The following is a 23,811-nucleotide window of genomic DNA, read 5'->3' as shown; positions in this document are numbered from 1 at the left end:
ACCTATTGCTGCGTCACCGTCACCGGCGTCAGCATCTCCCGCCCGTAACCCACCACGCGGCGCCCGCCTTGCAGGATTACCTCGTGTGTGTGGACGTCTGCGGTGCTGGAGGTTGCAACATGAAGTTTCACCACGCCCGGCGTCACCACCCGCTTCAGGTCCACACCCGTAAATGATGTGCGGTCGGCGTGCACCCTGAACTCCACCCGGGCCGATGCGCCGGAAGCCAGTTCCACCCTGGCGTAGCCAATCAGCTCGCGGACCGGCCGGACCACCTCGCCCACCGGGTCCTCCAGGTACAGCTGCACCACTTCGGCGCCGTCGGCCGGGCCGGTGTTGGTCACCGTAAGTGCCACCGTGACGGCATCCGCGGTCGACATGGTGGGCGCACTGGCCGCGTGGCCGGAGAACTCGAACGAGGTGTAGGAGAGGCCGTGGCCAAAGCCGAACAATGGCGAAGGGTCCAGTGCGCTGACACCGGATGGTCCGGCCAGTCGGCTGTGCAGATAGGTGCCTGGCTGTCCGCCGGAGGTTCGAGGTACGGAAACCGGCAGTTTGCCGGACGGGTTCACGGCCCCGGTCAGGACGTCCCAAAGCGCTTCCGCTCCCTCCTCGCCGGGGAAAAACCCCTGGATGATGGCCCCGGCCCGGTCCGTGAAGTCGCCCAGGGCGTACGGCCGGCCGCTGAGGACCACGACGACGGAGCGTGTCCCCGCAGCCTGGGCTGCGGAAAGCACATGGTCCAGCATGCGGTGCTGGTCACCTGGCAGTTGAAGGTCCGCTGCGTCATTGCCTTCACCCGATGTGCCGCGTCCGAAGAGGCCTGCGTTGTCGCCCACCACGATCACGCAAGTGTCCACCGAGGCGGCAATGTCGCAGGCCTCCTCAATCTGTTCATCGGTGATGTTCTCGCAGGTGCCGGTCGCCGCGCTGCGCAATGATCCGAAGCGTTCCCTGCCGGCCGCGGCCACGGTGGGAACCCGGATGCCCATGGGTACGTCCGGGTGGGACGCGCCCACATGCGCGTCAAAGGAGTAGCAGCCCAGCATGGCGAACGGATCTTCCGCCAGTGGTCCCACCACGCCAAGTGATGCCAGCGCCTGGGCGGGCAGCGGGAGGCTTGGAGCGCCGTCGTGCATCCTGTTGGTCAGCAGTACCAGGGACTGGGCGGCCAGCTCGCGGGCCAAAACGCGGTTGCCGGCCGGGTCCAGGTCGATGGCTCCGGATGCAAGGACCGGGGGAGCGGGGTCAAAATCCGGTGCGAGCAGCCCGGCCTCCTGCTTCTGCCGCAGCACGCGGCGAAGGGCGGTGTCCACCAGGGATTCGGAAACCTCGCCGGACCGCACGCGTTCCAGCAGTGGCCTGCCGTAACAATTCACCGTTGGCAACTCCACGTCGACGCCAGCTGTGAGGGCAAGGGCAGCTGCCTCCCCCGAATCGGCGGCCACGCCGTGGGTTACGTTCAGGAAAGCGACGCCGAAGTAATCCGCCACCACCGTGCCGGCGAATCCCCACTCCTCGCGCAGCAGCGAGGTGAGCAGGGCGCGGTTGGCGGCTGCAGGGATGCCGTCGGTGTCCGTGTAGGCATGCATCACAGAGCGGGCGCCGCCATGTTTGAGTGCCATCTCGAACGGTGGGAGCATCACGTCCGCCAACTCGCGCGGGCCCATGGACACTGGAGCATGGTTGCGTCCGGCACGCGAAGCAGAGTAGCCGACGAAGTGCTTGAGCGTTGCCACGATCCCGGCCCCTTCCAGGCCGGAGACATAGGCGCTGGCCACCGTGCCCACCAGGTAGGGGTCCTCGCCGATGGTTTCCTCCACCCTGCCCCAGCGCAGGTCGCGTACAACGTCCAGCACGGGAGCCAGTCCCTGGTGGACTCCAAGCGCCCGCATCTGCTCACCAATGAGCCCGGCCATCCGCCGCACCAGCGACGGGTTGAAGGTGGCGCCCCACGCCAGCGGGACGGGGAAAGTGGTGGCCTTCCATGCAGCCAGGCCGGCCAGGCATTCCTCATGCACCTGGGCGGGGATCCGGAAACGGGAGGCAGCCATGATCTGTTCCTGCGCCGCGGCAAGCCGCCGGGCACCCTCAAGTGGTTCCAAAGGGACTGTGCCGTACATCCGCGTGATCTGCCCTAGCCCCGACGCGATCATCTCCTCCCAGGAGCGGGAATCTCCGGCCATCTCGTTCTGCAGCGGCGCCACAGAGTCCCCGTCCGTGGACGCGTTGACCCACACGCCTGCCAACTGGGCCAGCTTCTCCTCCAAGGTCATGTGAAGGACGAGATCATCAATGGAGGGACCTTGGGCGTGTTCACCGGGGTTCTTGCCGACGGTTGGTGAGGGGATGACGTGCTTTTCGGCGGCACCGCTGGTCACGGGCGTCTCCTGTGTTCGTAGGACTTTTCTAAGAAAGTATCAGAAACTTAATGTTAGTTTCTAGGTGTAAAGGCATTGACCCGTACCCAAAAAAGCTCCTACGTTAGAGAGCGGAACCGGTGAAAAAGGCAGGAATGGTCAGTGAAACTTTGAGAACTGCTTGGAAAGTTTCCATTCCCCATTGAGGCAAGTGACCCGGCACCTTCGGACCTACCAACATTCACTGCAACGACGGAGAGAACATGCGGACGTACAGAGTGGCCATTGTCGGAACCGGCGGGATCGCGGCGGTCCATGCGGACAACCTGGCCCGAACGGACGGCCGGGCACAACTCGTGGGCGCCTGCGACGTGGACCAGGGACGGTTGGACGCGTTCGCGGAGAAGCACGCGATCCCAGGCACCTACCTGACCCTGGGCGGCCTCCTGGCAGAGGCCAGGCCGGACATCGTCCACCTCTGCACTCCGCCCATGTTCCACATCGACCAGGCCATCGAATGTCTCGAGGCAGGCGTTCACGTCCTATCCGAGAAACCCCCGGCGCTGAGCCTCGCGGACTTCGACCGGCTGGAGACCGCACAGGCAAAGGGCGGAGCACAGTTCTCCTGCGTATTCCAGCACCGTTTCGGAGATGCAGCTGCCGCGGCGAGGCAACTTATTGGTGGAAGTGAGTTCGGCCGTCCCCTGGTGGCACGATGCGACACACTCTGGTATCGGCCGGACAGCTACTGGGACCTGCCGTGGCGGGGTACCTGGAACGCCGAAGGCGGAGGACCCACCATGGGCCACGGCATCCACCAGTTCGATCTGCTCCTGCACCTGCTGGGGCCATGGGAGGAAGTGACCGCCGTCGCCGCCCGGCAGGCGCGTGCCACGTCCACCGAGGACCTGTCCGCCGCCATTGTCAGGTTCCGTAACGGTGCCGTGGCCACCATGATCAACTCGCTGCTCTCGCCCCGGGAAACCTCCGACATCCGGATCGACTGCGAGTTCGCAACCGTGGAACTGAGCCACCTCTACGGCTACAGCACAGACAATTGGACCATCACCGCGGCGCCGGGCCATGAGGACCAGGTCGCAGGAGCCTGGAACGGCGCGCCCTTGGAACGCGGAAGCGGACACTCGGCGCAGTTCCTGGCCATGTATGACGCGCTCGACGCCGCACTCCCACTCCCGGCCGACGCGGCGTCGGCACGGCAAACCCTGGAGCTCGCAGCCGCCATTTACGCTTCCGCCTTCACCGGGCGGGCAGTGCGCCGCGGCGAAATTGTTTCCGGCCACCCGTTCTACGGCGGAATGGACGGCAACGGGCTGGGCGCGAAGGTCCTGGATTCCACGGCCCTCAACCGGCCCGCCGTCGACGCCGCTGTCTGAACACCACACCCAAAGGAGCCACCAGCATGAGCACCCCCATGTCGACCGCCAGATCTTCCGTGTCCCCCGCCAAACTGAGCTTTGACGACGACGGAACGGCCCTCACCTTCAGTGTCAACGGCCGGCCCGTCGCCACCTATACCTACAAGCCGAAGGACGAACAGTACGAGAGCCCCCGGCCGTTCTTCCACCCGCTCACCACCCTGGGCGGGGACGTAGTGACCATTTCACGCCCCTGGGACCACGTCTGGCACAAGGGACTCTCCTGGGCGCTGCCCAATGTGGGTAAGCACAACTTCTGGGGCGGGGCCACCTACACACGCGCCACTGAGTACGCCAACCTGGACAACAACGGCGCCATGACCCATGGGTCCTTTACGGGCATCGACCAGTCCGGCACCGGCATTACGGCGTCGGAATCCCTGACCTGGACCTCACAGGAAGGGGAACCGGTCCTCGCGGAGAGCCGCCGGTTCAGCCTCCAACTGCTTGACGACACGGTGACGGACGGCAGCGAAACCGAAGGGGCCTACGCCATCCTCTTTGAGACCAGGATGAGCAATATCTCCGGCGAGGAGATCCGCATCGGCAGCCCCACCACGGAAGGCCGGCACAACGCCGGATATGGCGGCCTCTTCTGGCGCGGCCCCCGGTCCTTCACCGGCGGCGGGTTCCGCAACCAGGAGGCCACCGGTATGGATGAATTCATGGGCACCCGCTCACCATGGATCGCCTTCACCGGCACGCATGACCTCACCTGCCGGTCCTCCACCATCGCGTTCGTGGAGGACAGCACCAACCCCGGCGCACCCAACCAGTGGTTCGCCAGGTCGTCCATCTTCGCCTGCCTGGGCTCGGCCCCCTTCTTCAGCGAGGAGGTGCCCCTCCACGAGGGGGCGCCGTTGACGTACCGCTACGCCGTGGTGATTGCCGACGGCGGCGTGGATGCCGACCGCGCCCAGGCGCTGGCGGATGCTGCACAGGCAGCGCTTCGCAGCTGGGCGTAGAGCATGGGCTCCACCTTTCCCGGTGCCACCGGGCTCTCCGAGATCAGCATTTATGACTGGCCGGGCGCTGACGGGACCGCCGGCGGATCGCCGCACCTGCACACTGCGTCCACCGAGGCGTACGTGGTGCTCCAGGGATCCGGCCGGCTGGAGACACTGGACTCCCGCGGCTTCACCTCCACACCGCTGGTACCGGGGGTGGTGCTGTGGTTCACTCCCGGCACCGTGCACCGCGCCATTAACGATTCAGGTGATCTGAGGGTCCTGGTGGTGATGCAGAATGCCGGGCTGCCCGAACACGGGGATGCCGTGATGACCTTTCCGCCGGAGTACCTGGCGGACGCCGCCAGGTACTCCCGGGCTGCCGCCCTCGAGCACAAGGATGCAGATGCCGGACTGGCCGAGGCGGAGGAAGCCGCCCGCCGCCGTCGTGATTTGGCCCTGGAAGGCTACTGGTCGCTGAAGCAAGCCGTGCTTGCCACCGGCCCGGCCGCCTTGGCGGACTTCCACGCTGCGGCTGCCCGCCTGGTCTCGGACAGGACCGGGACCTGGGCAGACGTGCTGGCAGCGGGAGCCGCACGGCAGGCGGAGGTCACCCGGCAGCAACTGGCTTCCCTGGACTTGGCGGAAAGTGCCTATCTGGGGAACGCGCGAACTACGATGGGAAAACGGGAAAACCGCAGAACTTACGGCATGTGCGGCCGGATCCAGACGTGGGAACTTTCCGATAACTAGCACCGGGCGCACGACCCGGGTGAAAGGGCGGTTTCCGTGGTGAGCAAGCAGGACACCAGGCGCGCGACGATCAGTGAAATCGCACGTGAGGCAGGGGTTTCCGTTCCCACTGTGTCCAAGGTGCTGAACGGGCACGCCCATGTGGCGGCCGAGACCCGGGCCCGGGTGGAGGAGATCATCGCACGGCGCGACTATGCCCGCCGCCCCGCCAAACGCAGGCAGAAAGCCGGCCTGGTGGATCTGGTGTTTCCGGGACTGGGCTCGGAGTGGGCGTTGGAGATCATCGAGGGTGTGGAACGCGTGGCACAGGACGCGGGCTACGGAACCGTGGTGAGCAGCCTGAACCTGGACGGCTCGCGCATCCGGCCCTGGCTGGCTAACCTCGCGGAGCGGAAATCGGACGGGCTGCTCATGGCCGTCTACCAGCTGGACGCCAAGCAGATCCAGCGCGTCAAATCCCTGGGCATACCCGTGGTGCTGATCGATCCCGTGGGCCAGCCCGGACCGGACCTGATGACTGTGGGTGCGGCGAACTGGGAGGGCGGCTACTCGGCCACGGACCACCTGCTGCAACTGGGGCACAAACGGATCGCCATGATTGGTGGCCGCGAGGACCTGCAGTGCAGCAGCGCCCGCGAGGACGGCTACATCTCGGCACTGCGGCGCGCGGGCATTGCCCTGGACCCGGCGTTGATGGTTCCCGGCGACTTTTCCATCGAAGCGGGTGAGGCGGCAACGCGGAAGCTCCTGGAGCTGCCGGACCGGCCGACGGCGATCTTCACCGGCAATGACGGCCAGGCCCTCGGTGCCTACCGGGCTGCGCGCTCTGCCGGTCTGCGGATTCCGGAGGACCTGTCCGTCGTCGGCTTTGACGACGTTCCGGCTGCCGAGTGGATCGAACCCGGGCTGACCACCATCAGGCAGCCAGTGGTTCAGATGGCCGAAACCGCCATGCGGGCCCTGCTCCGGCACCTGGATGGGGACGAGGAACTGCCACAGCGGATCGAACTGGGCACGGAGCTGGTAGTCCGGGGCTCCACAGCGCCGCCGGCCAAAAAGTAGCCAGCCCCTCCCGGCGCCCGCTCACTTTTGGCAGCGTTTCCGCCGGCGCCCGCGCACTTTTTGGCAGCGTTTCCGCCGGCGCCCGCGCACTTTTTGGGCAGACGCCTTTATGGTTTGTGCGCGTCCCGGATGTCCGGCGGTGTCTGGCCCTGCATGACCCAGCGGTTGCCGTCGGGATCGCTGAAGTAGGCGAAGAGGACCCCGCCGAGGTCCTGGATTTCGCTGATGTCCGCGCCCCGCCTGACCAGTTCGGTTCGGACATCGGCGATGTCCGGGACCACCAGCTGCAGCCCTTCCAGGCTGCCCGGTGCCATGGTGGTCATCCCGGTGCCGATGACCACTGATGTGGCCGAACCCGGGGGAGTCAACTGGACCACCCTCATGCCCGGGATGTGCTCCACGTCGTGGTCCAGCACGAAGCCCAGCTTTTCGGTGTAGAACGCCTTCGACCTGTCGACATCGGAAACCGGGACCTGGACAACCTCGAGCCGCATCTGCATCCGGCCACTCTATCTTTGCGTCCTGCTCCAGGGAATGGCCGCCGCGTAAACGGGTTTTGGCATTGTGAATGCCACAAATTGTTAGGCAGTGAAACCGTATTGCGTCGGCCTTTCCTCAAGGTTCCATCAAGACTGGCTGAATGTTGACCCAGGACGCATTGGGCACCCGTTTTCAGCCTGCAATGGCCCATAAGCTCATGGCGATGAGTTTGCCGGGCTAAGCAGCAGGCGCGGCAAGTGTGGGGTCCCTTTAGGGGACGCCTCGAAAATGGGGAAAGAATGTCCGACTACGAAACCTTTTCGGGGTTTGTTCCACCTGCGCCGGCACCGAAGCCGCCGCGGAAACCACGCATTTCAACGTTCATTGTTGCCAGCCTCACCGCACTCTTCATGCTCTTGGGATCCCTGAGCGGCGGCATCGGCGGAGCCCTGATATTCCTGGGCATTTCGGCTGCACTCACCGGACTGTACGTCCTGCTGACAGGGCGGCGTTCCTGGGCCTGGCTCCCGGCAAAACGGAAGGCCGGGGCCGTCGCGCTCGCCGCGTCCTTCGCCCTCTTCATTGGCGGAGCTGTCGCGTTGCCGCACGTCGCCGGCGCGGACTTGAAGGCGGCATCCTCGGAGAGCACTGCCAAGGCAGCCCCCACCAATGCCAGCCCAACCGCAACAGCCAAGGAATCGCCGTCGTCCACCCCTACTCCCACCGCTGGCAGCGATGGGGAGCCACTGGACCCGGAGAACCCCTACGTCCTTGCGGCCGGCGTCACCGCCACCGCCCCCAACGCACAGCCCGCTTACGCCACAAAGGCGACCGAGCTACTGGCCACCCTTCCCATCAAGGGCCGGGCGCCGAAGACCGGCTATGACCGGGCGCAGTTCGGCCAGGCGTGGGCGGACGTGGACCGGAACGGCTGCGATACCCGCAATGACATCCTCAAGCGCGACCTCGCCGGTATCACCTACACGAACAGTGTTCCCTGCAAGGTCCAGACGGGGACCCTGGCCGATCCCTACACGGGCAAGACCATAAGCTTTGTCCGCGGCTCGGGCACCAGCACTGCCGTGCAGATCGACCACGTGGTGGCGCTCAGTGACGCCTGGCAGAAGGGCGCCCAGCAGCTGAGCACGGAGCAGCGGACGGCGTTCGCCAACGATCCGCTGAACCTGCAGGCCACCGATGGTCCCATCAACCAGCAAAAGGGCGACGGCGACGCAGCCACCTGGCTGCCACCGAACAAGGCCTTCCGGTGCGAGTACGTGGCCCGGCAAATCTCAGTGAAGGCAACGTACGGGCTGTGGGTCACGCAGGCGGAGCACGACGCTATGGCGCGCATCCTTGGCGACTGCTCCGGGCAGCTGGCCCCGACGAACCAGCAGGCCCCGGCTCCCGCGCCGGCAGTGGCTGAACCGGCTCCTGCCGCGGTTGCTCCTGCTCCCGCACCGGTTGCTCCTGCACCGGCTCCGGTCGCACCCGCTCCTGCACCCGTTGCACCCGCCCCCGTCGCGCCAGCGCCGGTGGCACCGGCGCCTGCCGCCGCTTACTACGCCAACTGCGCCGCGGCGAGAGCTGCCGGTGCTGCGCCGCTCTACGCCGGTCAGGCCGGCTACCGGTCCGCCCTGGACCGTGACTCCGACGGCATCGCCTGCGAGTAGGCCCACCTTGTCCGGATTCTCCGGACGCACCTTTACCACCATCACGCATTCCTAGGGGGAATCATGAAAGTAAATCCCAGTCCTGCACTCACCAGGATGAACAAGACGCTGGCGCTGGCTGTGCTGGCCGGCCTGATGCTGACGGGTTGCGGCGGCAAGGAAGCGGCAACTCAGACCACCGCAACGGCAACCGCTGTGGCTGCGGTTGCGGAGACTGTTGCCGTTCCCGGCGTAACCGGCCTGACCCTGGACAAGGCCACGGAGCAGCTGGAAAAGCTCGGGTTCAAGGTTGAGGCTGTGGACACCGTCAAGGGCAAGTCGATCGTCCTTAAGAAGAACTGGGAGGTGACAACCCAGGACCCCGCCAACGGTACACAGGCCGCGAAGGGCTCCACCGTGCATCTCGGTGTCAGGAACCTCGACGACGTGGCCGCTGAGAAGGCTGCTGCCGAAAAGGCGGCAGCTGACAAAGCTGCGGCTGAGAAGGCTGCAGCGGACCAGGCGGCTGCGGCGAAGGCTGCTGCTGAGAAGGCCGCAGCGGATAAGGCCGCTGCCGACCAAGCCGCCGCCGCAAAGGCTGCAGCTGACCAGGCCGCGCGGAACGCGGCCGCGAAGCTTGCTGCGGATCAAGCGGCTGCTCAACAGGCAGCGCAGAAGGCCGCACCCGTTCAGGCCCCAGCAACTGCCTACTACGCCAACTGCACCGCCGCGAAGGCCGCCGGCGCCGCGCCTCTCTACAGGGGACAGGCAGGATACAGCTCTTCTCTCGACCGCGATGGCGACGGGGTTGCCTGCGAGCGGTAGCCAACCGGGCAGAACTGAGGCGAGCCGCGGTGCCTCCTTTTGGGAGGTGTCCGCGGCTCGTCCAGTTTAAGAACTACTGCAGGACAGGAAGCCCCGGAGGGGGAGAAACGGGGCCAGGCGTTCTGTGCTGCAGCACACAGAAGGGAATTACGACGGCGGGAGGCGGCTTGGGTACCTCGGTGACCGTTTTTGGCCCGGAATTCCGGGGATCTTTAGTCCCCAGGAGCCGATTTGCGGTGGGGGTTGTGTGCGGGTATTGTTTTCTGAGTCGCCGCCGCTGAAGCGGAAAGATAGCGGCCAAACCCCTTACCAGACAGCCTGAAAATGGTTCGCCTCTTGGCGTGCCGGACGTGGGTGGGGCCGGTTTCAGAGTGAAGAAGATCGCGGAAACGCTGATTTGCGAAGCTCGTTGAAACCGGGTAAGTTTGGAAAGTTGCTCCGGAGCGATCCTGAACGAGGGTTTGGGTGGTGCCGGGTGTGTCTGTTGTTTGAGAACTCAATAGTGTGCCAAGTTTGTTGATACCGATTTTTTATAAATTGGTTGAATTTGCCAAGCCGTGCCGCCCCTGTGGTGTGGTTTGGTGTTTTTAGCTGGTTTCAAATTTTGTGCAGCCGTTTCCGCCGTTATTTCCGGTGGTTGTGGTTGTGTCTGTTTTACTTCAACGGAGAGTTTGATCCTGGCTCAGGATGAACGCTGGCGGCGTGCTTAACACATGCAAGTCGAACGATGAAGGGAGCTTGCTCCTGGATTAGTGGCGAACGGGTGAGTAACACGTGAGTAACCTGCCCTTGACTCTGGGATAAGCCTGGGAAACTGGGTCTAATACCGGATATGACCGACTATCGCATGGTGGTTGGTGGAAAGCTTTTGTGGTTTTGGATGGACTCGCGGCCTATCAGCTTGTTGGTGGGGTAATGGCCTACCAAGGCGACGACGGGTAGCCGGCCTGAGAGGGTGACCGGCCACACTGGGACTGAGACACGGCCCAGACTCCTACGGGAGGCAGCAGTGGGGAATATTGCACAATGGGCGCAAGCCTGATGCAGCGACGCCGCGTGAGGGATGACGGCCTTCGGGTTGTAAACCTCTTTCAGTAGGGAAGAAGCGAGAGTGACGGTACCTGCAGAAGAAGCGCCGGCTAACTACGTGCCAGCAGCCGCGGTAATACGTAGGGCGCAAGCGTTATCCGGAATTATTGGGCGTAAAGAGCTCGTAGGCGGTTTGTCGCGTCTGCCGTGAAAGTCCGGGGCTCAACTCCGGATCTGCGGTGGGTACGGGCAGACTAGAGTGATGTAGGGGAGACTGGAATTCCTGGTGTAGCGGTGAAATGCGCAGATATCAGGAGGAACACCGATGGCGAAGGCAGGTCTCTGGGCATTAACTGACGCTGAGGAGCGAAAGCATGGGGAGCGAACAGGATTAGATACCCTGGTAGTCCATGCCGTAAACGTTGGGCACTAGGTGTGGGGGACATTCCACGTTTTCCGCGCCGTAGCTAACGCATTAAGTGCCCCGCCTGGGGAGTACGGCCGCAAGGCTAAAACTCAAAGGAATTGACGGGGGCCCGCACAAGCGGCGGAGCATGCGGATTAATTCGATGCAACGCGAAGAACCTTACCAAGGCTTGACATGAACCGGACCGCCGCAGAAATGTGGTTTCCCCTTTGGGGCTGGTTTACAGGTGGTGCATGGTTGTCGTCAGCTCGTGTCGTGAGATGTTGGGTTAAGTCCCGCAACGAGCGCAACCCTCGTTCTATGTTGCCAGCACGTGATGGTGGGGACTCATAGGAGACTGCCGGGGTCAACTCGGAGGAAGGTGGGGACGACGTCAAATCATCATGCCCCTTATGTCTTGGGCTTCACGCATGCTACAATGGCCGGTACAAAGGGTTGCGATACTGTGAGGTGGAGCTAATCCCAAAAAGCCGGTCTCAGTTCGGATTGGGGTCTGCAACTCGACCCCATGAAGTCGGAGTCGCTAGTAATCGCAGATCAGCAACGCTGCGGTGAATACGTTCCCGGGCCTTGTACACACCGCCCGTCAAGTCACGAAAGTTGGTAACACCCGAAGCCGGTGGCCTAACCCCTTGTGGGAGGGAGCTGTCGAAGGTGGGACTGGCGATTGGGACTAAGTCGTAACAAGGTAGCCGTACCGGAAGGTGCGGCTGGATCACCTCCTTTCTAAGGAGCACCTACAAACACCCTGCCTCATGTATATGAGTGTGGTGGGTTTGTCAGGAAGCAAAGCCCGTTGCGCAGACGCAAGTTCTGCGGCGGGTGCTCATGGGTGGAATATCAGCAAATAGCGGCCGCGTTGTTTCCTTCTTGTCCTAGTACGAGCCAGTGATGGTTCTGGAACGGTGGGTGGGGTGCGGGGTGGGTAGTGTTTGGCACACTGTTGGGTCCTGAGGCAACAGGACCACGGGGTTTCCCGTGGGTTTGTTTGTTTCTGGTTTCCCTGCCATGACGCCTTCACGCATGCTGGCTCCCTTTTGGGGGTTGTGTGTGGGGTGTGTGGTGTGGGGTTGTTGTTTGAGAACTACATAGTGGACGCGAGCATCTTGTATAAGAAGCAATTTCCAAGATAATGAACCTGGATCTGGCTGCGTTGTTGATGCCTCTTTGTGGGGTGTTGGGAGCGTGGTTGGTTTTCATGGTTCTCTCGAAAAATGTTTTTGATCTTTGTGGTCAAGTTTTTAAGAGCACACGGTGGATGCCTTGGCATTAGGAGCCGAAGAAGGACGTAGGAATCTGCGATAAGCCTGGGGGAGTCGATAACCGGACTGTGATCCCAGGGTGTCCGAATGGGGAAACCCCGCTGAGCGCGCGAGTGACTTGGTGACCCGTACCTGAACACATAGGGTGCGTGGGGGGAACGCGGGGAAGTGAAACATCTCAGTACCCGCAGGAAGAGAAAACAATAGTGATTCCGTTAGTAGTGGCGAGCGAACGCGGATCAGGCTAAACCGTTCCATGTGTGATAGCCGGCGGGCGTTGCATGGTCGGGGTTGTGGGACTTTCCATACCAGTTCTGCCGGGCTGGTGGGGTGTGATGTGCGCGCATAGGTGAACGGTTTTGAAAGGCCGGCCAGAGAGGGTGTTAGTCCCGTAACCGTAATGTGTTTGTACCGCCTGTGAGAGTATCCCAAGTAGTACGGGGCCCGAGAAATCCCGTGCGAATCTGTCAGGACCACCTGATAAGCCTAAATACTCCCTAATGACCGATAGCGGACCAGTACCGTGAGGGAAAGGTGAAAAGTACCCCGGGAGGGGAGTGAAACAGTACCTGAAACCGTGTGCTTACAATCCGTCGGAGCAGCCTTTGTAGTTGTGACGGCGTGCCTTTTGAAGAATGAGCCTGCGAGTTAGTGTTACGTCGCGAGGTTAACCCGTGTGGGGCAGCCGTAGCGAAAGCGAGTCTGAATAGGGCGTTGCAGTGGCGTGATCTAGACCCGAAGCGAAGTGATCTACCCATGGCCAGGTTGAAGCGACGGTAAGACGTCGTGGAGGACCGAACCCACTTCAGTTGAAAATGGAGGGGATGAGCTGTGGGTAGGGGTGAAAGGCCAATCAAACTTCGTGATAGCTGGTTCTCCCCGAAATGCATTTAGGTGCAGCGTTGCGTGTTTCTTGCTGGAGGTAGAGCTACTGGATGGCTAATGGGCCCTACAAGGTTACTGACGTCAGCCAAACTCCGAATGCCGGTAAGTGAGAGCGCAGCAGTGAGACTGTGGGGGATAAGCTTCATAGTCGAGAGGGAAACAGCCCAGACCACCAACTAAGGCCCCTAAGCGTGTGCTAAGTGGGAAAGGATGTGGAGTTGCCCAGACAACCAGGAGGTTGGCTTAGAAGCAGCCACCCTTAAAAGAGTGCGTAATAGCTCACTGGTCAAGTGATTCCGCGCCGACAATGTAGCGGGGCTCAAGTACACCGCCGAAGTTGTGGCATTCACATTTTAGCTAAGCCCTTGTGGTTCAGGCGTGTGGATGGGTAGGGGAGCGTCGTGTGGGCGGTGAAGTCGCGGTGTAAACCAGCGGTGGAGCCTACACGAGTGAGAATGCAGGCATGAGTAGCGAAAGACGGGTGAGAAACCCGTCCGCCGAATGATCAAGGGTTCCAGGGTCAAGCTAATCTGCCCTGGGTAAGTCGGGACCTAAGGCGAGGCCGACAGGCGTAGTCGATGGACAACGGGTTGATATTCCCGTACCGGCGAAAAACCGCCCATGCTGAGCGGGGGATACTAACTGCCCGATACCTGCCCGATCACCCTTGTGGTGTGAGGGTTTTGGTGGAGCGCAGGACCTGATCCCGGGAGGCAAGCGTATTAACAGGTGTGACGCAGGAAGGTAGCCGAGCCGGGCGATGGTTGTCCCGGTCTAAGGATGTAGGGCGAGTGGTAGGCAAATCCGCCACTCACATAGCCTGAGATCTGATGGGACCCCCGTTTGGGGGGATTTGGTGATCCTATGCTGCCGAGAAAAGCATCGACGCGAGGTTTTAGCCGCCCGTACCCCAAACCGACACAGGTGATCAGGTAGAGAATACCAAGGCGATCGAGAGAATTATGGTTAAGGAACTCGGCAAAATGCCCCCGTAACTTCGGGAGAAGGGGGGCCCCAACCTTGAAGGAACCTTGCGTTCTGGAGGGGATCGGGGCCGCAGAGACCAGGGGGAAGCGACTGTTTACTAAAAACACAGGTCCGTGCGAAGTCGCAAGACGATGTATACGGACTGACTCCTGCCCGGTGCTGGAAGGTTAAGAGGACCGGTTAGCCGCAAGGCGAAGCTGAGAATTTAAGCCCCAGTAAACGGCGGTGGTAACTATAACCATCCTAAGGTAGCGAAATTCCTTGTCGGGTAAGTTCCGACCTGCACGAATGGAGTAACGACTTCCCCGCTGTCTCAACCATAAACTCGGCGAAATTGCAGTACGAGTAAAGATGCTCGTTACGCGCAGCAGGACGGAAAGACCCCGAGACCTTTACTATAGTTTGGTATTGGTGTTCGGAGTGGCTTGTGTAGGATAGGTGGGAGACGTTGAAGCCCGGACGCCAGTTCGGGTGGAGTCATCGTTGAAATACCACTCTGGTCACTTTGGACATCTAACTTCGGCCCGTAATCCGGGTCAGGGACAGTGCCTGATGGGTAGTTTAACTGGGGCGGTTGCCTCCTAAAAAGTAACGGAGGCGCCCAAAGGTTCCCTCAGCCTGGTTGGCAATCAGGTGTCGAGTGTAAGTGCACAAGGGAGCTTGACTGTGAGAGAGACATCTCGAGCAGGGACGAAAGTCGGGACTAGTGATCCGGCGGTACATTGTGGAATGGCCGTCGCTCAACGGATAAAAGGTACCTCGGGGATAACAGGCTGATCTTGCCCAAGAGTCCATATCGACGGCATGGTTTGGCACCTCGATGTCGGCTCGTCGCATCCTGGGGCTGGAGTAGGTCCCAAGGGTTGGGCTGTTCGCCCATTAAAGCGGTACGCGAGCTGGGTTTAGAACGTCGTGAGACAGTTCGGTCCCTATCCGCTGCGCGCGCAGGAAATTTGAGAAGGGCTGTCCTTAGTACGAGAGGACCGGGACGGACGAACCTCTGGTGTGTCAGTTGTACTGCCAAGTGCACCGCTGATTAGCTACGTTCGGATGGGATAACCGCTGAAAGCATCTAAGCGGGAAGCTCGCTTCAAGATGAGATTTCCATACACCCTCGGGTGTGAGAGGCCCCCAGCCAGACCACTGGGTTGATAGGCCGGATGTGGAAGCGAGGACTAACGACTCGTGAAGCTGACCGGTACTAATAGGCCAACAACTTACACCACACAGATATATACACATTCTGCTTGCGTCCACTATGTGGTTCCCAACCAACAACCCCCAACACCAGGGTTTTGGCAGGAACCAACACAATTGAATAACAACACCACAATGTTGTAACCACACAGTTTTCCCACACCCACCAAGGTGTGCGGACAAAGGGTTACGGCGGTCATAGCGTGGGGGAAACGCCCGGTCCCATTCCGAACCCGGAAGCTAAGACCCACAGCGCCGATGGTACTGCACCCGGGAGGGTGTGGGAGAGTAGGTCACCGCCGGACATAAATTGAGTAGGACCCTGACAAAGGAATGTCAGGGTCCTACTGCTTTAACCCGACATCCACCCAACAAACCCCCACGCCGGAACCCAGGCAAACCCGCAGGAACTGATGAAGCGTTACAGGAAAACCTGTCAAAGGTGAGCGGGCGTCTCGGGGAAGGAACACCCGTCAGAGGGCAGTCACACTCCGTCCCGTGGGCGCCTGGTGTGCATCCGGGAGTTCCGTCGCGTTAGTCTTGCTGCACCACGCGCCGAGTGCGTGACCTGGGAGCAGCGGGCAGGGTTGTAATGAGCTGACCATCCGCCCGCGAGCCCAAGGAAACCGATGCGCCAGCAGTCCACCACCTGCCCCTCAGACCCTGCACCGGCAGGAGAACCCAGCACGCTTCGGCCCCGGAGGAAGCGGACCAGGCATCCACGGCTGGCGGTGGGGGACCGGGTCCGGTTCGCCGAAGGAACATTGGCCGGCACGGGCGTGGTGGATGCCGTCACGTCCGACTACTCCATCATCTGGGTGTGGACGGACGAAGGCCAGGGCCGCCGGATGTTCCTGCAGGGTTACGGAAGCATCGTGTCCGGGCTGCCACACGAATCCGCGGCCCCCGACGAGGACATTTACAGCAGCTGAACGTCCTCCTCAGGCCAGTACTCCTGAATGCCGGCAGCGGCGTCCCGCAGCCGCCCGCCGTCGAGCATCACCGAGGTTTCCGCCAGGCCGAAGTCCGTCCACTGGGCAACCAGCCGGAGATCGCCAGCCGGGGGAAGGGGCCAGAGCCAGAGCGTGCCGGTTCCCGAGAACTCGTCCTCGCCGCCGCTGCCCCCGCCATTGTTCAGCCCCAGGACGGGAGGCTCGGGCTGCTGACCATGTTCCATGAAGACGTGCGGCCCCAGGGCTCCGGTGCTGGCCTTGGAACCATCGGGGAACTGGACGCCGAACATCAGGCCGGTCTGCTGCCCACTGCCGCGGCGTATGCCCATCCCCGGCTGGAAGAACAGGTGCTGCAGGTCGGCCCAGTCCTCGTCGGATTGACTGCTGCGGCGGAAGAGCCAGGACAGGCTGAATACGCAGCCAGTGGAGAACACGTCCGCGCTCTTGACCGCCAGCACCATCCCCGGAGTCCGGGAGACAAACATACCCACGTGCACCACGGCCGGCAGTTCGTAGGCCGGAGCGGCGGCCCAGGGCGGCGGGACGTACCGCTGTGAGCGTGGCCGGGGTGGCAGGGGAGGGACGGTAAAGTCCTGGAAGAAAGTCATGGTGATCCTTGGGGTCCGCTGGCTGCGACCGACCAGCGGAGCAGCGGCACCGCCGCCGTGGATCCCCCAATCCGTCCTTACCGGGCCAGTCTAGCCCTCCGTGTTTGCGTGCCGTCCGTTTGACGTTCAGGACCGGGACGGGGGCGACTCGGCCAGGGCTGACTGCCGCTGTTGGTGGGAGAATGGACCCAGGACAACTGCCACGGGGCCGGCCCGGCACCGGCATGTCCGGCTCAGTCAAACAGGAGGGGATCCTGATGGACCCCACCATTATTGTTCTCGTCGTTCTCGTCGTCCTGCTGCTCATCGTGGCGAAAATGGCCATCCGGATCGTACGCCAATATGAGAAGGGCGTGCTCTTCCGGCTTGGCAGGGTGGTGGGCATCAGGGATCCGGGCCTGCGGCTGATCATCCCGGTCATCGACCGGCTGCCGCTGGTCAGCCTGCGGATCGTCACCATGCCCATCCAGTCCCAGGGCATCATCACCCAGGACAACGTGAGCGTGGACGTGTCCGCGGTTGCCTATTACCGGGTTGTGGACGCAGTGAAGTCCGTCATCGCAATCGAAAACGTGGCCGCGGCGATTGACCAGATTGCCCAGACCACATTGCGCAAGGTCGTGGGCCGCCACACGCTGGACCAGACCCTGTCCGAGACCGAACGGATCAACGTCGACATCCGGGAAATCCTCGATGTGCTGACGGTCGAATGGGGTGTGGAGGTCACCCTGGTGGAATTGAAGGACATCCAGCTGCCCGAAAGTATGAAGCGCGCCATGGCCCGCCAGGCTGAGGCGGAGCGTGAAAAGAGGGCGAAGATCATCGCCGCCGAAGGCGAAGCCATCGCCGCTGCAGCCCTTGGTGACGCCTCCGACACCATGATGGCCCACCCGCTGGCGCTGCAGCTGCGTAACCTGCAGTCCCTGGTTGAAATCGGCGTCGACAAGAACACCACCGTGGTCTTCCCGGCCCCGCTCATGAGCACCATCGGCGAGCTCTCAGCATTCCTGGCCCGCGAAAGCCAGGCCGCGTCCTCCGGCAGCAAGTCACCGGTGAAGGCGGCCTGACCCGTACAGTCCAGCACCAGGAGGACGCTAAGGTCATTTCATGACCACTGCTGCTCTACGTCCTGTCTACTTCCTGTCGGACAGTACCGGCATCACCGCGGAAACACTGGGGAATACGCTGCTGACGCAGTTCCCCGTGGACAATTTTGACCGCGTCACCATTCCGTTCATCACCACCCCCGAACAGGCAAGGTCCGTGGTGCGCACCATCGACGGCCTGGCCGCCGCCGGACCCCGGCCCCTGGTGTTTTCCACCGCGGTCAACGGCGAGATCCGGCAGATCCTGGCCGGCTGCAACGCTGTGATCGTGGATCTGATCGGCACCCACGTGGGCGTCCTGGAACAGGCACTGGGCACGCCCGCCAGCGGCGAGCCCGGCCGGGCGCACGGGCTGGGGAACGCCGCTCGCTACCAGTCCCGGATGGCTGCCGTCGAATACGCCATGGAGCACGACGACGGGCAGAGCCTGCGTGCGCTGGAGAAGGCCCAGGTGATCCTTGTGGCCCCGTCGCGTTGTGGAAAAACGCCCACCACCATGTACCTGGCGCTGCAGCACGGGATCTTCGCCGCCAACTTCCCGCTGGTGGATGAGGACTTCCAACGGGACGGGCTGCCCAAACCGCTGCGGCCTTTCGTGTCCAAGTGTTTCGGCCTGTCCTCCAACCCGCTGCGCCTGAGCCAGATCCGTACGGAACGGCGGCCAAGTTCGCCGTACGCGTCCCTGCGGCAGTGCGGGTTTGAGCTGCGCAGCGCCGAGCAACTGTACGTCTCCCACCGGATTCCCTACCTGAACTCCGCCACCGTCTCGGTGGAGGAAATGGCCGCCACCATCCTGCAGCGGATGAACCTCAAGCACTAGTGGTTGTTTCACAAACGTGGCGTGGACCACATCATGTGGAAAGTACGCTGCAGACCTGAAACTGTTAGCAGGGTTTTTCTTCCGGCCGGCACTACCGTGGCGGCCGGCATTGCCTACGCCACCCACCACTGCAAAGGAGCAGCAATTATGACGACAGACGTTCTGTGGTTCTCTGAACTTGGACTCAAGGACCTGGACAAGGTGGGCGGCAAGAACGCCTCCCTGGGCGAGATGGTGCAGAACCTCACCTCCGCCGGCGTCCAGGTCCCGGACGGCTTCGCCACCACGGCAGACGCCTACCGCCGGTTCCTGGCCGATTCGGGCCTGGACCAGAAGATCGCCGACCGGCTCGTCGGACTGGACACCGATGACGTGACGGCCCTGGCCTCGGCGGGCCAGGAAATCCGCGCCCTGGTCCGGGACACCCCGTTCCTGCCCGACTTTGAGGCACAGGTCCGCGAGGCGTACCAGCAGCTGGTGCACAAGCATGCCGGCTCCGCCGACCTGTCCTGGGCGGTCCGGTCCAGCGCCACGGCGGAGGACCTGCCCGATGCCTCGTTCGCCGGGCAGCAGGAGACGTTCCTGAACGTCCGCGGGATCGGGAACATCCTGCAGGCCATCAAGGACGTCTTCGCGTCGCTTTATAACGACCGCGCCATCGCCTACCGGGTGCACCACAAGTTCGAACACGCCGACGTGGCACTCTCGGCGGGCATCCAGCGCATGGTGCGCTCCGACGTCGGCGCGTCCGGCGTCATGTTCACCATGGACACCGAGTCCGGCTTCCAGGACGCCGTCTTCGTCACCTCCTCCTACGGGCTGGGCGAAGCGGTGGTGCAGGGCGCCGTGAACCCGGATGAGTTCTACGTGTACAAGCCCGCCCTGGAGGCAGGCCGTCCGGCGATCCTCAAGCGCGGCCTGGGCGAGAAGGCCCTGCAGATGACGTACACCAACAACAGCGAGATCGGCCGCACCATCGACTTCGTGCCGGTGGAGGCTTCCCTGCGGTCGCGCTTCAGCCTGACGGACGACGACGTTGAGCAGCTTGCACGCCACGCCATCGCCATTGAGAAGCATTACGGCCGTCCGATGGACATTGAGTGGGGCAAGGACGGCATTGACGGGGGCCTGTACATCCTGCAGGCCCGCCCGGAAACCGTGCAGTCCCGCCGCGCTCCGGGCAGCCAGAGCCGCTTCCGCCTGAACGCCACCGGCCCTGTGCTGGTGGAAGGCCGCGCCATCGGCCAGCGGATCGGCGCCGGCAAGGTCCGGATCCTCACGGCGATCGACCAGATGGCCTCGTTCCAGACCGGCGACGTGCTGGTGGCGGACATGACCGACCCCGACTGGGAACCGATCATGAAGCGCGCCTCCGCCATCGTCACCAACCGCGGCGGACGCACGTGCCACGCGGCCATCATTGCCCGCGAACTGGGGATCCCCGCAGTCGTCGGCACAGGCAACGCCACCGACGCGCTCTCTGACGGCCAGGAAGTCACCGTGTCCTGCGCCGACGGCGAGACCGGGAGCATCTACGACGGCCTGCTCGACTTCAGCGTGGAGGAAACCGGCGTTACCCAGCTGCCCGAGGCGCCGGTGAAGGTGATGATGAACGTGGGCACCCCGGAGCAGGCCTTCACCTTCGCGCAGCTGCCCAACCACGGCGTGGGCCTGGCCCGGCTGGAGTTCATCATCAACCGGCAGATCGGCATCCACCCCAAGGCCCTGCTCAACCTGGACAGCCAGCCGGCGGAAGTGGCCGCGGAGATCCGGGAGCGGATCAGCGCCTACAGCAGCCTGCGGGACTACTACATCAAGCGGCTGGCCGAGGGCGTGGCCACCATCGCCGCCGCGTTCGCGCCGGAGCCCGTGATCGTCCGGATGTCCGACTTCAAGTCCAACGAGTACGCCAACCTGATCGGCGGCCCGGCCTACGAGCCGCACGAAGAGAACCCGATGATCGGTTTCCGCGGCGCGTCACGGTACCTGGAGCCGTCCTTCCGGGACTGCTTCGACCTTGAATGCGAGGCGCTGTCCTTCGTGCGCAACGAGATGGGCCTGACCAACGTCAAGCTCATGATCCCGTTCGTGCGAACCCTGGACGAGGCGCGGGGCGTCATCGACCTGCTTGCCGAGAACGGGCTCCGCCGCGGCGAGAACGGCCTTGAAGTGATCATGATGTGCGAGCTTCCATCCAACGCGCTCCTGGCCGACGAGTTCCTGGAATTCTTTGACGGCTTCTCCATCGGCTCCAACGACATGACCCAGCTGACCCTTGGCCTGGACCGGGACTCGGCCATCGTGGCCAACAGCTTCGATGAGCGGGACGCGGCCGTGAAGAAGCTGCTCAGCATGGCCATCAAGGCCTGCCGGGCGCGCGAAAAGTACGTGGGCATCTGCGGCCAGGGCCCCAGCGACCACCCCGACTTCGCCGAGTGGTTGGTGAAGGAAGGCGTCAACTCCATCTCCCTGAACCCGGACACTGTGGTGGACACCTGGCTCCGGCTTGCCGGGGTATCAGAGGATGCGTCCGCCGGCGTGGAGGTTGCCGCTGCCGTCTGACCGGTAGCGCTGCTGCTTTAGGGGGCGGCTCCGCCACGGCCGAAACGCCGTGGGGGAGCCGCCTCTTTACTGTTTGGACAATTCAGGAAGCAGCCCCAGCTGGCCAAGAAGCTCCAGCTGGTCGAAGTAGGCGTGGTGGGTGCTGATGAGGCCTGCCTCCACCTTGGCCACGTCGCAGCTTCGTACCCGGGCCTGCCTGCCAGTGGCCGGCAGCGTCCCGCCGGTGGGCAGGCTCAACGGCCCGGTGTTCGTGCCCGCCACGAAGCCCTCGACGATCACTACGTTCCCCGCCTCGTGATGGGCCAACTGCTCGTACCTGACATCCGGCATGGCCTCCCAGAAGTGGACGAAGTAGTTAGCGATCGCGTCACGGCCCGAGACCTCGCCCTGGTCAGGGGTCTGGATCACGGCGTCAGGGGCGTAACAGCCTGCCAGTGCCTCCCGGTCCTTTACGTTCATGGCCGTCATCAGCCGGTCCATGACCTCGCGTGCCTGTCCCATTGCAGCCTCCCTTAGTGCGTCAACGCCGAGCCTGGTGCGGCGTCCATGGAGGAAACGTACGACGGCGGTAAGCACCGGCACGATCCCCCCGCCGGGGGTTTCGGGGTGCTTGGGAAACCCCAAAATGGGGGATTGCCGCACTGCCTGCCGGGACGATACTGGAGGTATGTGGGAGGAGCGCGCGGTGCGTGCCCGGCGGGACATTGCCGCCATGGCCGCCGGCGGGATGGACCTGCCTGGCCTCTACGCCTCGGCGCTTGCCGTGGTGCAGCGGGAGGTGCCCTTCGAGCAGGGGTGCTGGGCCGGCGTCGACCCCGCCTCGATGGTGATGACCTCCGTGACCAACTGGCGGCCTTGGCCGGTGGGGGAGCACCAGTTCAAGGAGTACTTCCTCCGTTTTGCCCATTCCGAGTACACGGGCCAGGAGCCCAACACCTTCGTGGAGTTGCTGCACCGTCCGCGTCCCATCGCCAGGATTTCGGATGCGCCGCACCGGGAGGTGGTGCGCAGCGTGCGGATCAATGACCTGCTCAAGCCCCTGGGCCTGGAACACGAGCTGCGTGCCGCGTTCCGGGTGGATGACCTGTGCTGGGGCGTGGGCAGCATTTTCCGGGAAGGCGGCAGCGACTTCACCGACCGGGAGGTGGAATTCCTGGGCGCGGTCACGGCCACTCTGGCTTCGGCCACCAGGGCGGCTGTCCGCGTGGCGCACCTGGCCGGACCCGCCGCCGTCGGGCCCGTCATTGTCCTTGCCGGGCTGCACGGCGACCTGCACGCCGCCACGCCCGCCGCCGCCTCCTGGCTTGCCCGTGTGGAGGACGCCGCACCCGCCCGGTTCAGCCAGACGCTCTATTCGGTGGTGGCCCAGGCGCACGCGGCCGCGTCGGGGACGGCGCGGGCCAGGATGCGTGACGCCACGAACAACTGGGTGGTGCTGCAGGCCAGCCGGCTGATCACCGGCGATGACCCCGACCAGATGGTGGTCACCGTGGAACAGGCAACCACCCACGATCTCGTGGCCCTGCTGCTGATGGCGTTCGGCGTCACCGCGCGGGAACGGGACGTCTGCCTGGAGGTACTGGCCGGAAGTTCAACTGCGGAGATCGCCGGGCACCTGTTCATCTCCCCGCACACCGTGCACGACCACTTGAAGTCCCTCTTCGAAAAGGTAGGCGTGGGCAGCCGGGGCGAGCTGGTGGCCCGGCTCACGGCATGACTGGCACTGTGACTTGGCGTCCTACAGCCGGACGCCGTGGTTCACCCGCCGCTGCGCAAAACGGAGCGGCGTCCTGGTGGCCCAGTAGCCGATCATCAGCCCGGCAACCGTGGCGCCCCCGGCGTAGGTGAACAGCGACGTCCAGGACCCGGGCTGGTTGGGAAGGGCGATGGCCAGGACGACGGCGGCCGCGGCCAGGAAGATCTCCAGGGCCGGACGAAGGGGCTTTTCGCGGTAGTACGGGTGGGCGACACGGACCAAGCTGATCACCGGAAGGAGGAGCACGGCAGGTGCGAAGAGGAACAGGTAGAAGCCTGTCAGCACCAGGACCAGGGAGCCCACAACCAGCAATCCCAGGAACGTGAGGATCCGGGTTGTGGGGAGTCTCCCTTCTGTGGGCCACCGGGCGAGCAGCACACCCCAGCCCGGGAGTCCCAGCAGCCACAGCCCACACCAAAAGCCTGCCCCGAGGAGCGCAAGGAGGGCCAGCACCACGCCCGGCAGCAGGAATGCCGCGGCTTGCGCCAGTGACGGCCACTTCCCGTCGGGGCCAAAGATGCAGGCGCCGATGAGGAGGTAGGCCGCAAAATACACCGGCGTTAACGCGTCCGCCGGACCCCAGGACAGCCCGAACAGCAGGACCGTCATTGCGATCACCATGATGCACAACGCGGCGAACGTCCAGGGGCGGCCTTCGCGTGTCATGGTCCACACCCTACCGGGTGCCCCTCACGGCTTCCCGC

At 63.5% G+C, this 23,811-nt stretch carries 16 protein-coding genes and 3 rRNA genes; 14 read left to right on the top strand and 5 right to left on the bottom strand.

The window, feature by feature from the left end; all coding sequences use genetic code 11:
- Nucleotides 1-2: 2 nt before the first annotated feature.
- A complete protein-coding gene (locus QFZ60_RS15720; RefSeq protein ID WP_307091647.1) occupies nucleotides 3-2,381 on the bottom strand; it encodes a glycoside hydrolase family 3 N-terminal domain-containing protein in 2,379 nt (792 codons plus the stop codon).
- Between the two features lie 242 nt (nucleotides 2,382-2,623).
- Here QFZ60_RS15720 and QFZ60_RS15715 point away from each other — a divergent pair, with 242 nt between their 5' ends.
- Genes QFZ60_RS15715 through QFZ60_RS15700 form a run of 4 tightly spaced genes read left to right on the top strand, consistent with a single transcriptional unit; the run spans nucleotide 2,624 to nucleotide 6,558 of the window.
- A complete protein-coding gene (locus QFZ60_RS15715; protein WP_307091646.1) occupies nucleotides 2,624-3,754 on the top strand; it encodes a Gfo/Idh/MocA family protein in 1,131 nt (376 codons plus the stop codon).
- Nucleotides 3,755-3,780: 26 nt separating this feature from the next.
- Nucleotides 3,781-4,761 (top strand): PmoA family protein, encoded by a 981-nt coding sequence (locus QFZ60_RS15710; RefSeq protein ID WP_307091644.1) that lies wholly within the window; start codon nucleotides 3,781-3,783, stop codon nucleotides 4,759-4,761.
- Nucleotides 4,762-4,764: 3 nt separating this feature from the next.
- The gene (locus QFZ60_RS15705; protein ID WP_307091643.1) at nucleotides 4,765-5,496 is read left to right on the top strand and encodes a cupin domain-containing protein; all 732 of its coding nucleotides are present in this window, start codon (nucleotides 4,765-4,767) and stop codon (nucleotides 5,494-5,496) included.
- Between the two features lie 36 nt (nucleotides 5,497-5,532).
- Complete coding sequence (locus QFZ60_RS15700; protein WP_307091641.1) at nucleotides 5,533-6,558, top strand: LacI family DNA-binding transcriptional regulator; 1,026 nt, start codon at nucleotides 5,533-5,535, stop codon at nucleotides 6,556-6,558.
- Nucleotides 6,559-6,665: 107 nt separating this feature from the next.
- Here QFZ60_RS15700 and QFZ60_RS15695 read toward each other — a convergent pair whose 3' ends face one another.
- Nucleotides 6,666-7,058, bottom strand: a complete 393-nt coding sequence (locus tag QFZ60_RS15695) for a VOC family protein (RefSeq protein WP_307091640.1) — start codon at nucleotides 7,056-7,058, stop codon at nucleotides 6,666-6,668.
- Between the two features lie 279 nt (nucleotides 7,059-7,337).
- Here QFZ60_RS15695 and QFZ60_RS15690 point away from each other — a divergent pair, with 279 nt between their 5' ends.
- From QFZ60_RS15690 to QFZ60_RS15665, 6 genes are all read left to right on the top strand, one after another.
- Nucleotides 7,338-8,711 (top strand): DUF1524 domain-containing protein, encoded by a 1,374-nt coding sequence (locus QFZ60_RS15690; RefSeq protein ID WP_307091638.1) that lies wholly within the window; start codon nucleotides 7,338-7,340, stop codon nucleotides 8,709-8,711.
- Between the two features lie 63 nt (nucleotides 8,712-8,774).
- A complete protein-coding gene (locus QFZ60_RS15685) occupies nucleotides 8,775-9,515 on the top strand; it encodes an excalibur calcium-binding domain-containing protein (RefSeq protein WP_307091636.1) in 741 nt (246 codons plus the stop codon).
- Nucleotides 9,516-10,174: 659 nt separating this feature from the next.
- A 16S ribosomal RNA gene (locus QFZ60_RS15680) occupies nucleotides 10,175-11,697 on the top strand.
- Between the two features lie 505 nt (nucleotides 11,698-12,202).
- A 23S ribosomal RNA gene (locus tag QFZ60_RS15675) occupies nucleotides 12,203-15,331 on the top strand.
- 159 nt (nucleotides 15,332-15,490) lie between these two features.
- Nucleotides 15,491-15,607 (top strand): 5S ribosomal RNA (gene rrf, locus QFZ60_RS15670).
- The 16S, 23S and 5S rRNA genes sit together here, the layout of an rRNA operon.
- Nucleotides 15,608-15,931: 324 nt before the next feature.
- On the top strand, nucleotides 15,932-16,234 hold the full coding sequence (locus tag QFZ60_RS15665; protein WP_307091635.1) for a hypothetical protein: 303 nt from the start codon (nucleotides 15,932-15,934) through the stop codon (nucleotides 16,232-16,234).
- On the opposite strand, the gene QFZ60_RS15660 is transcribed toward QFZ60_RS15665, so the two are convergent.
- Nucleotides 16,222-16,863 carry a hypothetical protein gene (locus QFZ60_RS15660; RefSeq protein ID WP_307091633.1) on the bottom strand — a complete coding sequence of 214 codons (642 nt, stop codon included), beginning with the start codon at nucleotides 16,861-16,863 and terminating at the stop codon, nucleotides 16,222-16,224. The genes QFZ60_RS15665 and QFZ60_RS15660 overlap by 13 nt on opposite strands.
- Nucleotides 16,864-17,120: 257 nt before the next feature.
- Here QFZ60_RS15660 and QFZ60_RS15655 point away from each other — a divergent pair, with 257 nt between their 5' ends.
- The 3 genes from QFZ60_RS15655 (at nucleotide 17,121) to ppsA (ending at nucleotide 21,351) form a co-directional block, all read left to right on the top strand.
- Nucleotides 17,121-17,930 (top strand): slipin family protein, encoded by an 810-nt coding sequence (locus QFZ60_RS15655; protein WP_307091631.1) that lies wholly within the window; start codon nucleotides 17,121-17,123, stop codon nucleotides 17,928-17,930.
- Nucleotides 17,931-17,970: 40 nt separating this feature from the next.
- A complete protein-coding gene (locus tag QFZ60_RS15650) occupies nucleotides 17,971-18,789 on the top strand; it encodes a pyruvate, water dikinase regulatory protein (RefSeq protein WP_142120270.1) in 819 nt (272 codons plus the stop codon).
- A gap of 147 nt (nucleotides 18,790-18,936) precedes the next feature.
- Entirely contained in the window at nucleotides 18,937-21,351 is a 2,415-nt protein-coding gene (gene ppsA, locus QFZ60_RS15645) for a phosphoenolpyruvate synthase (protein ID WP_307091628.1), read from the top strand.
- Between the two features lie 66 nt (nucleotides 21,352-21,417).
- On the opposite strand, the gene QFZ60_RS15640 is transcribed toward ppsA, so the two are convergent.
- A complete protein-coding gene (locus QFZ60_RS15640) occupies nucleotides 21,418-21,852 on the bottom strand; it encodes a nuclear transport factor 2 family protein (RefSeq protein ID WP_307091626.1) in 435 nt (144 codons plus the stop codon).
- 166 nt (nucleotides 21,853-22,018) lie between these two features.
- Here QFZ60_RS15640 and QFZ60_RS15635 point away from each other — a divergent pair, with 166 nt between their 5' ends.
- Complete coding sequence (locus QFZ60_RS15635; protein WP_307091624.1) at nucleotides 22,019-23,068, top strand: LuxR family transcriptional regulator; 1,050 nt, start codon at nucleotides 22,019-22,021, stop codon at nucleotides 23,066-23,068.
- A gap of 21 nt (nucleotides 23,069-23,089) precedes the next feature.
- On the opposite strand, the gene QFZ60_RS15630 is transcribed toward QFZ60_RS15635, so the two are convergent.
- Nucleotides 23,090-23,773: a hypothetical protein gene (locus QFZ60_RS15630; RefSeq protein ID WP_307091622.1), complete on the bottom strand. Its 684-nt coding sequence runs from the start codon at nucleotides 23,771-23,773 to the stop codon at nucleotides 23,090-23,092.
- Between the last annotated feature and the right edge of the window lie 38 nt (nucleotides 23,774-23,811).

The sequence above is a fragment of the Arthrobacter sp. B2I5 genome, assembly GCF_030816735.1.
In the GTDB taxonomy this organism is placed as follows: Bacteria; Actinomycetota; Actinomycetes; order Actinomycetales; family Micrococcaceae; genus Arthrobacter.
This window is presented reverse-complemented; position numbering and strand designations above follow the sequence as displayed.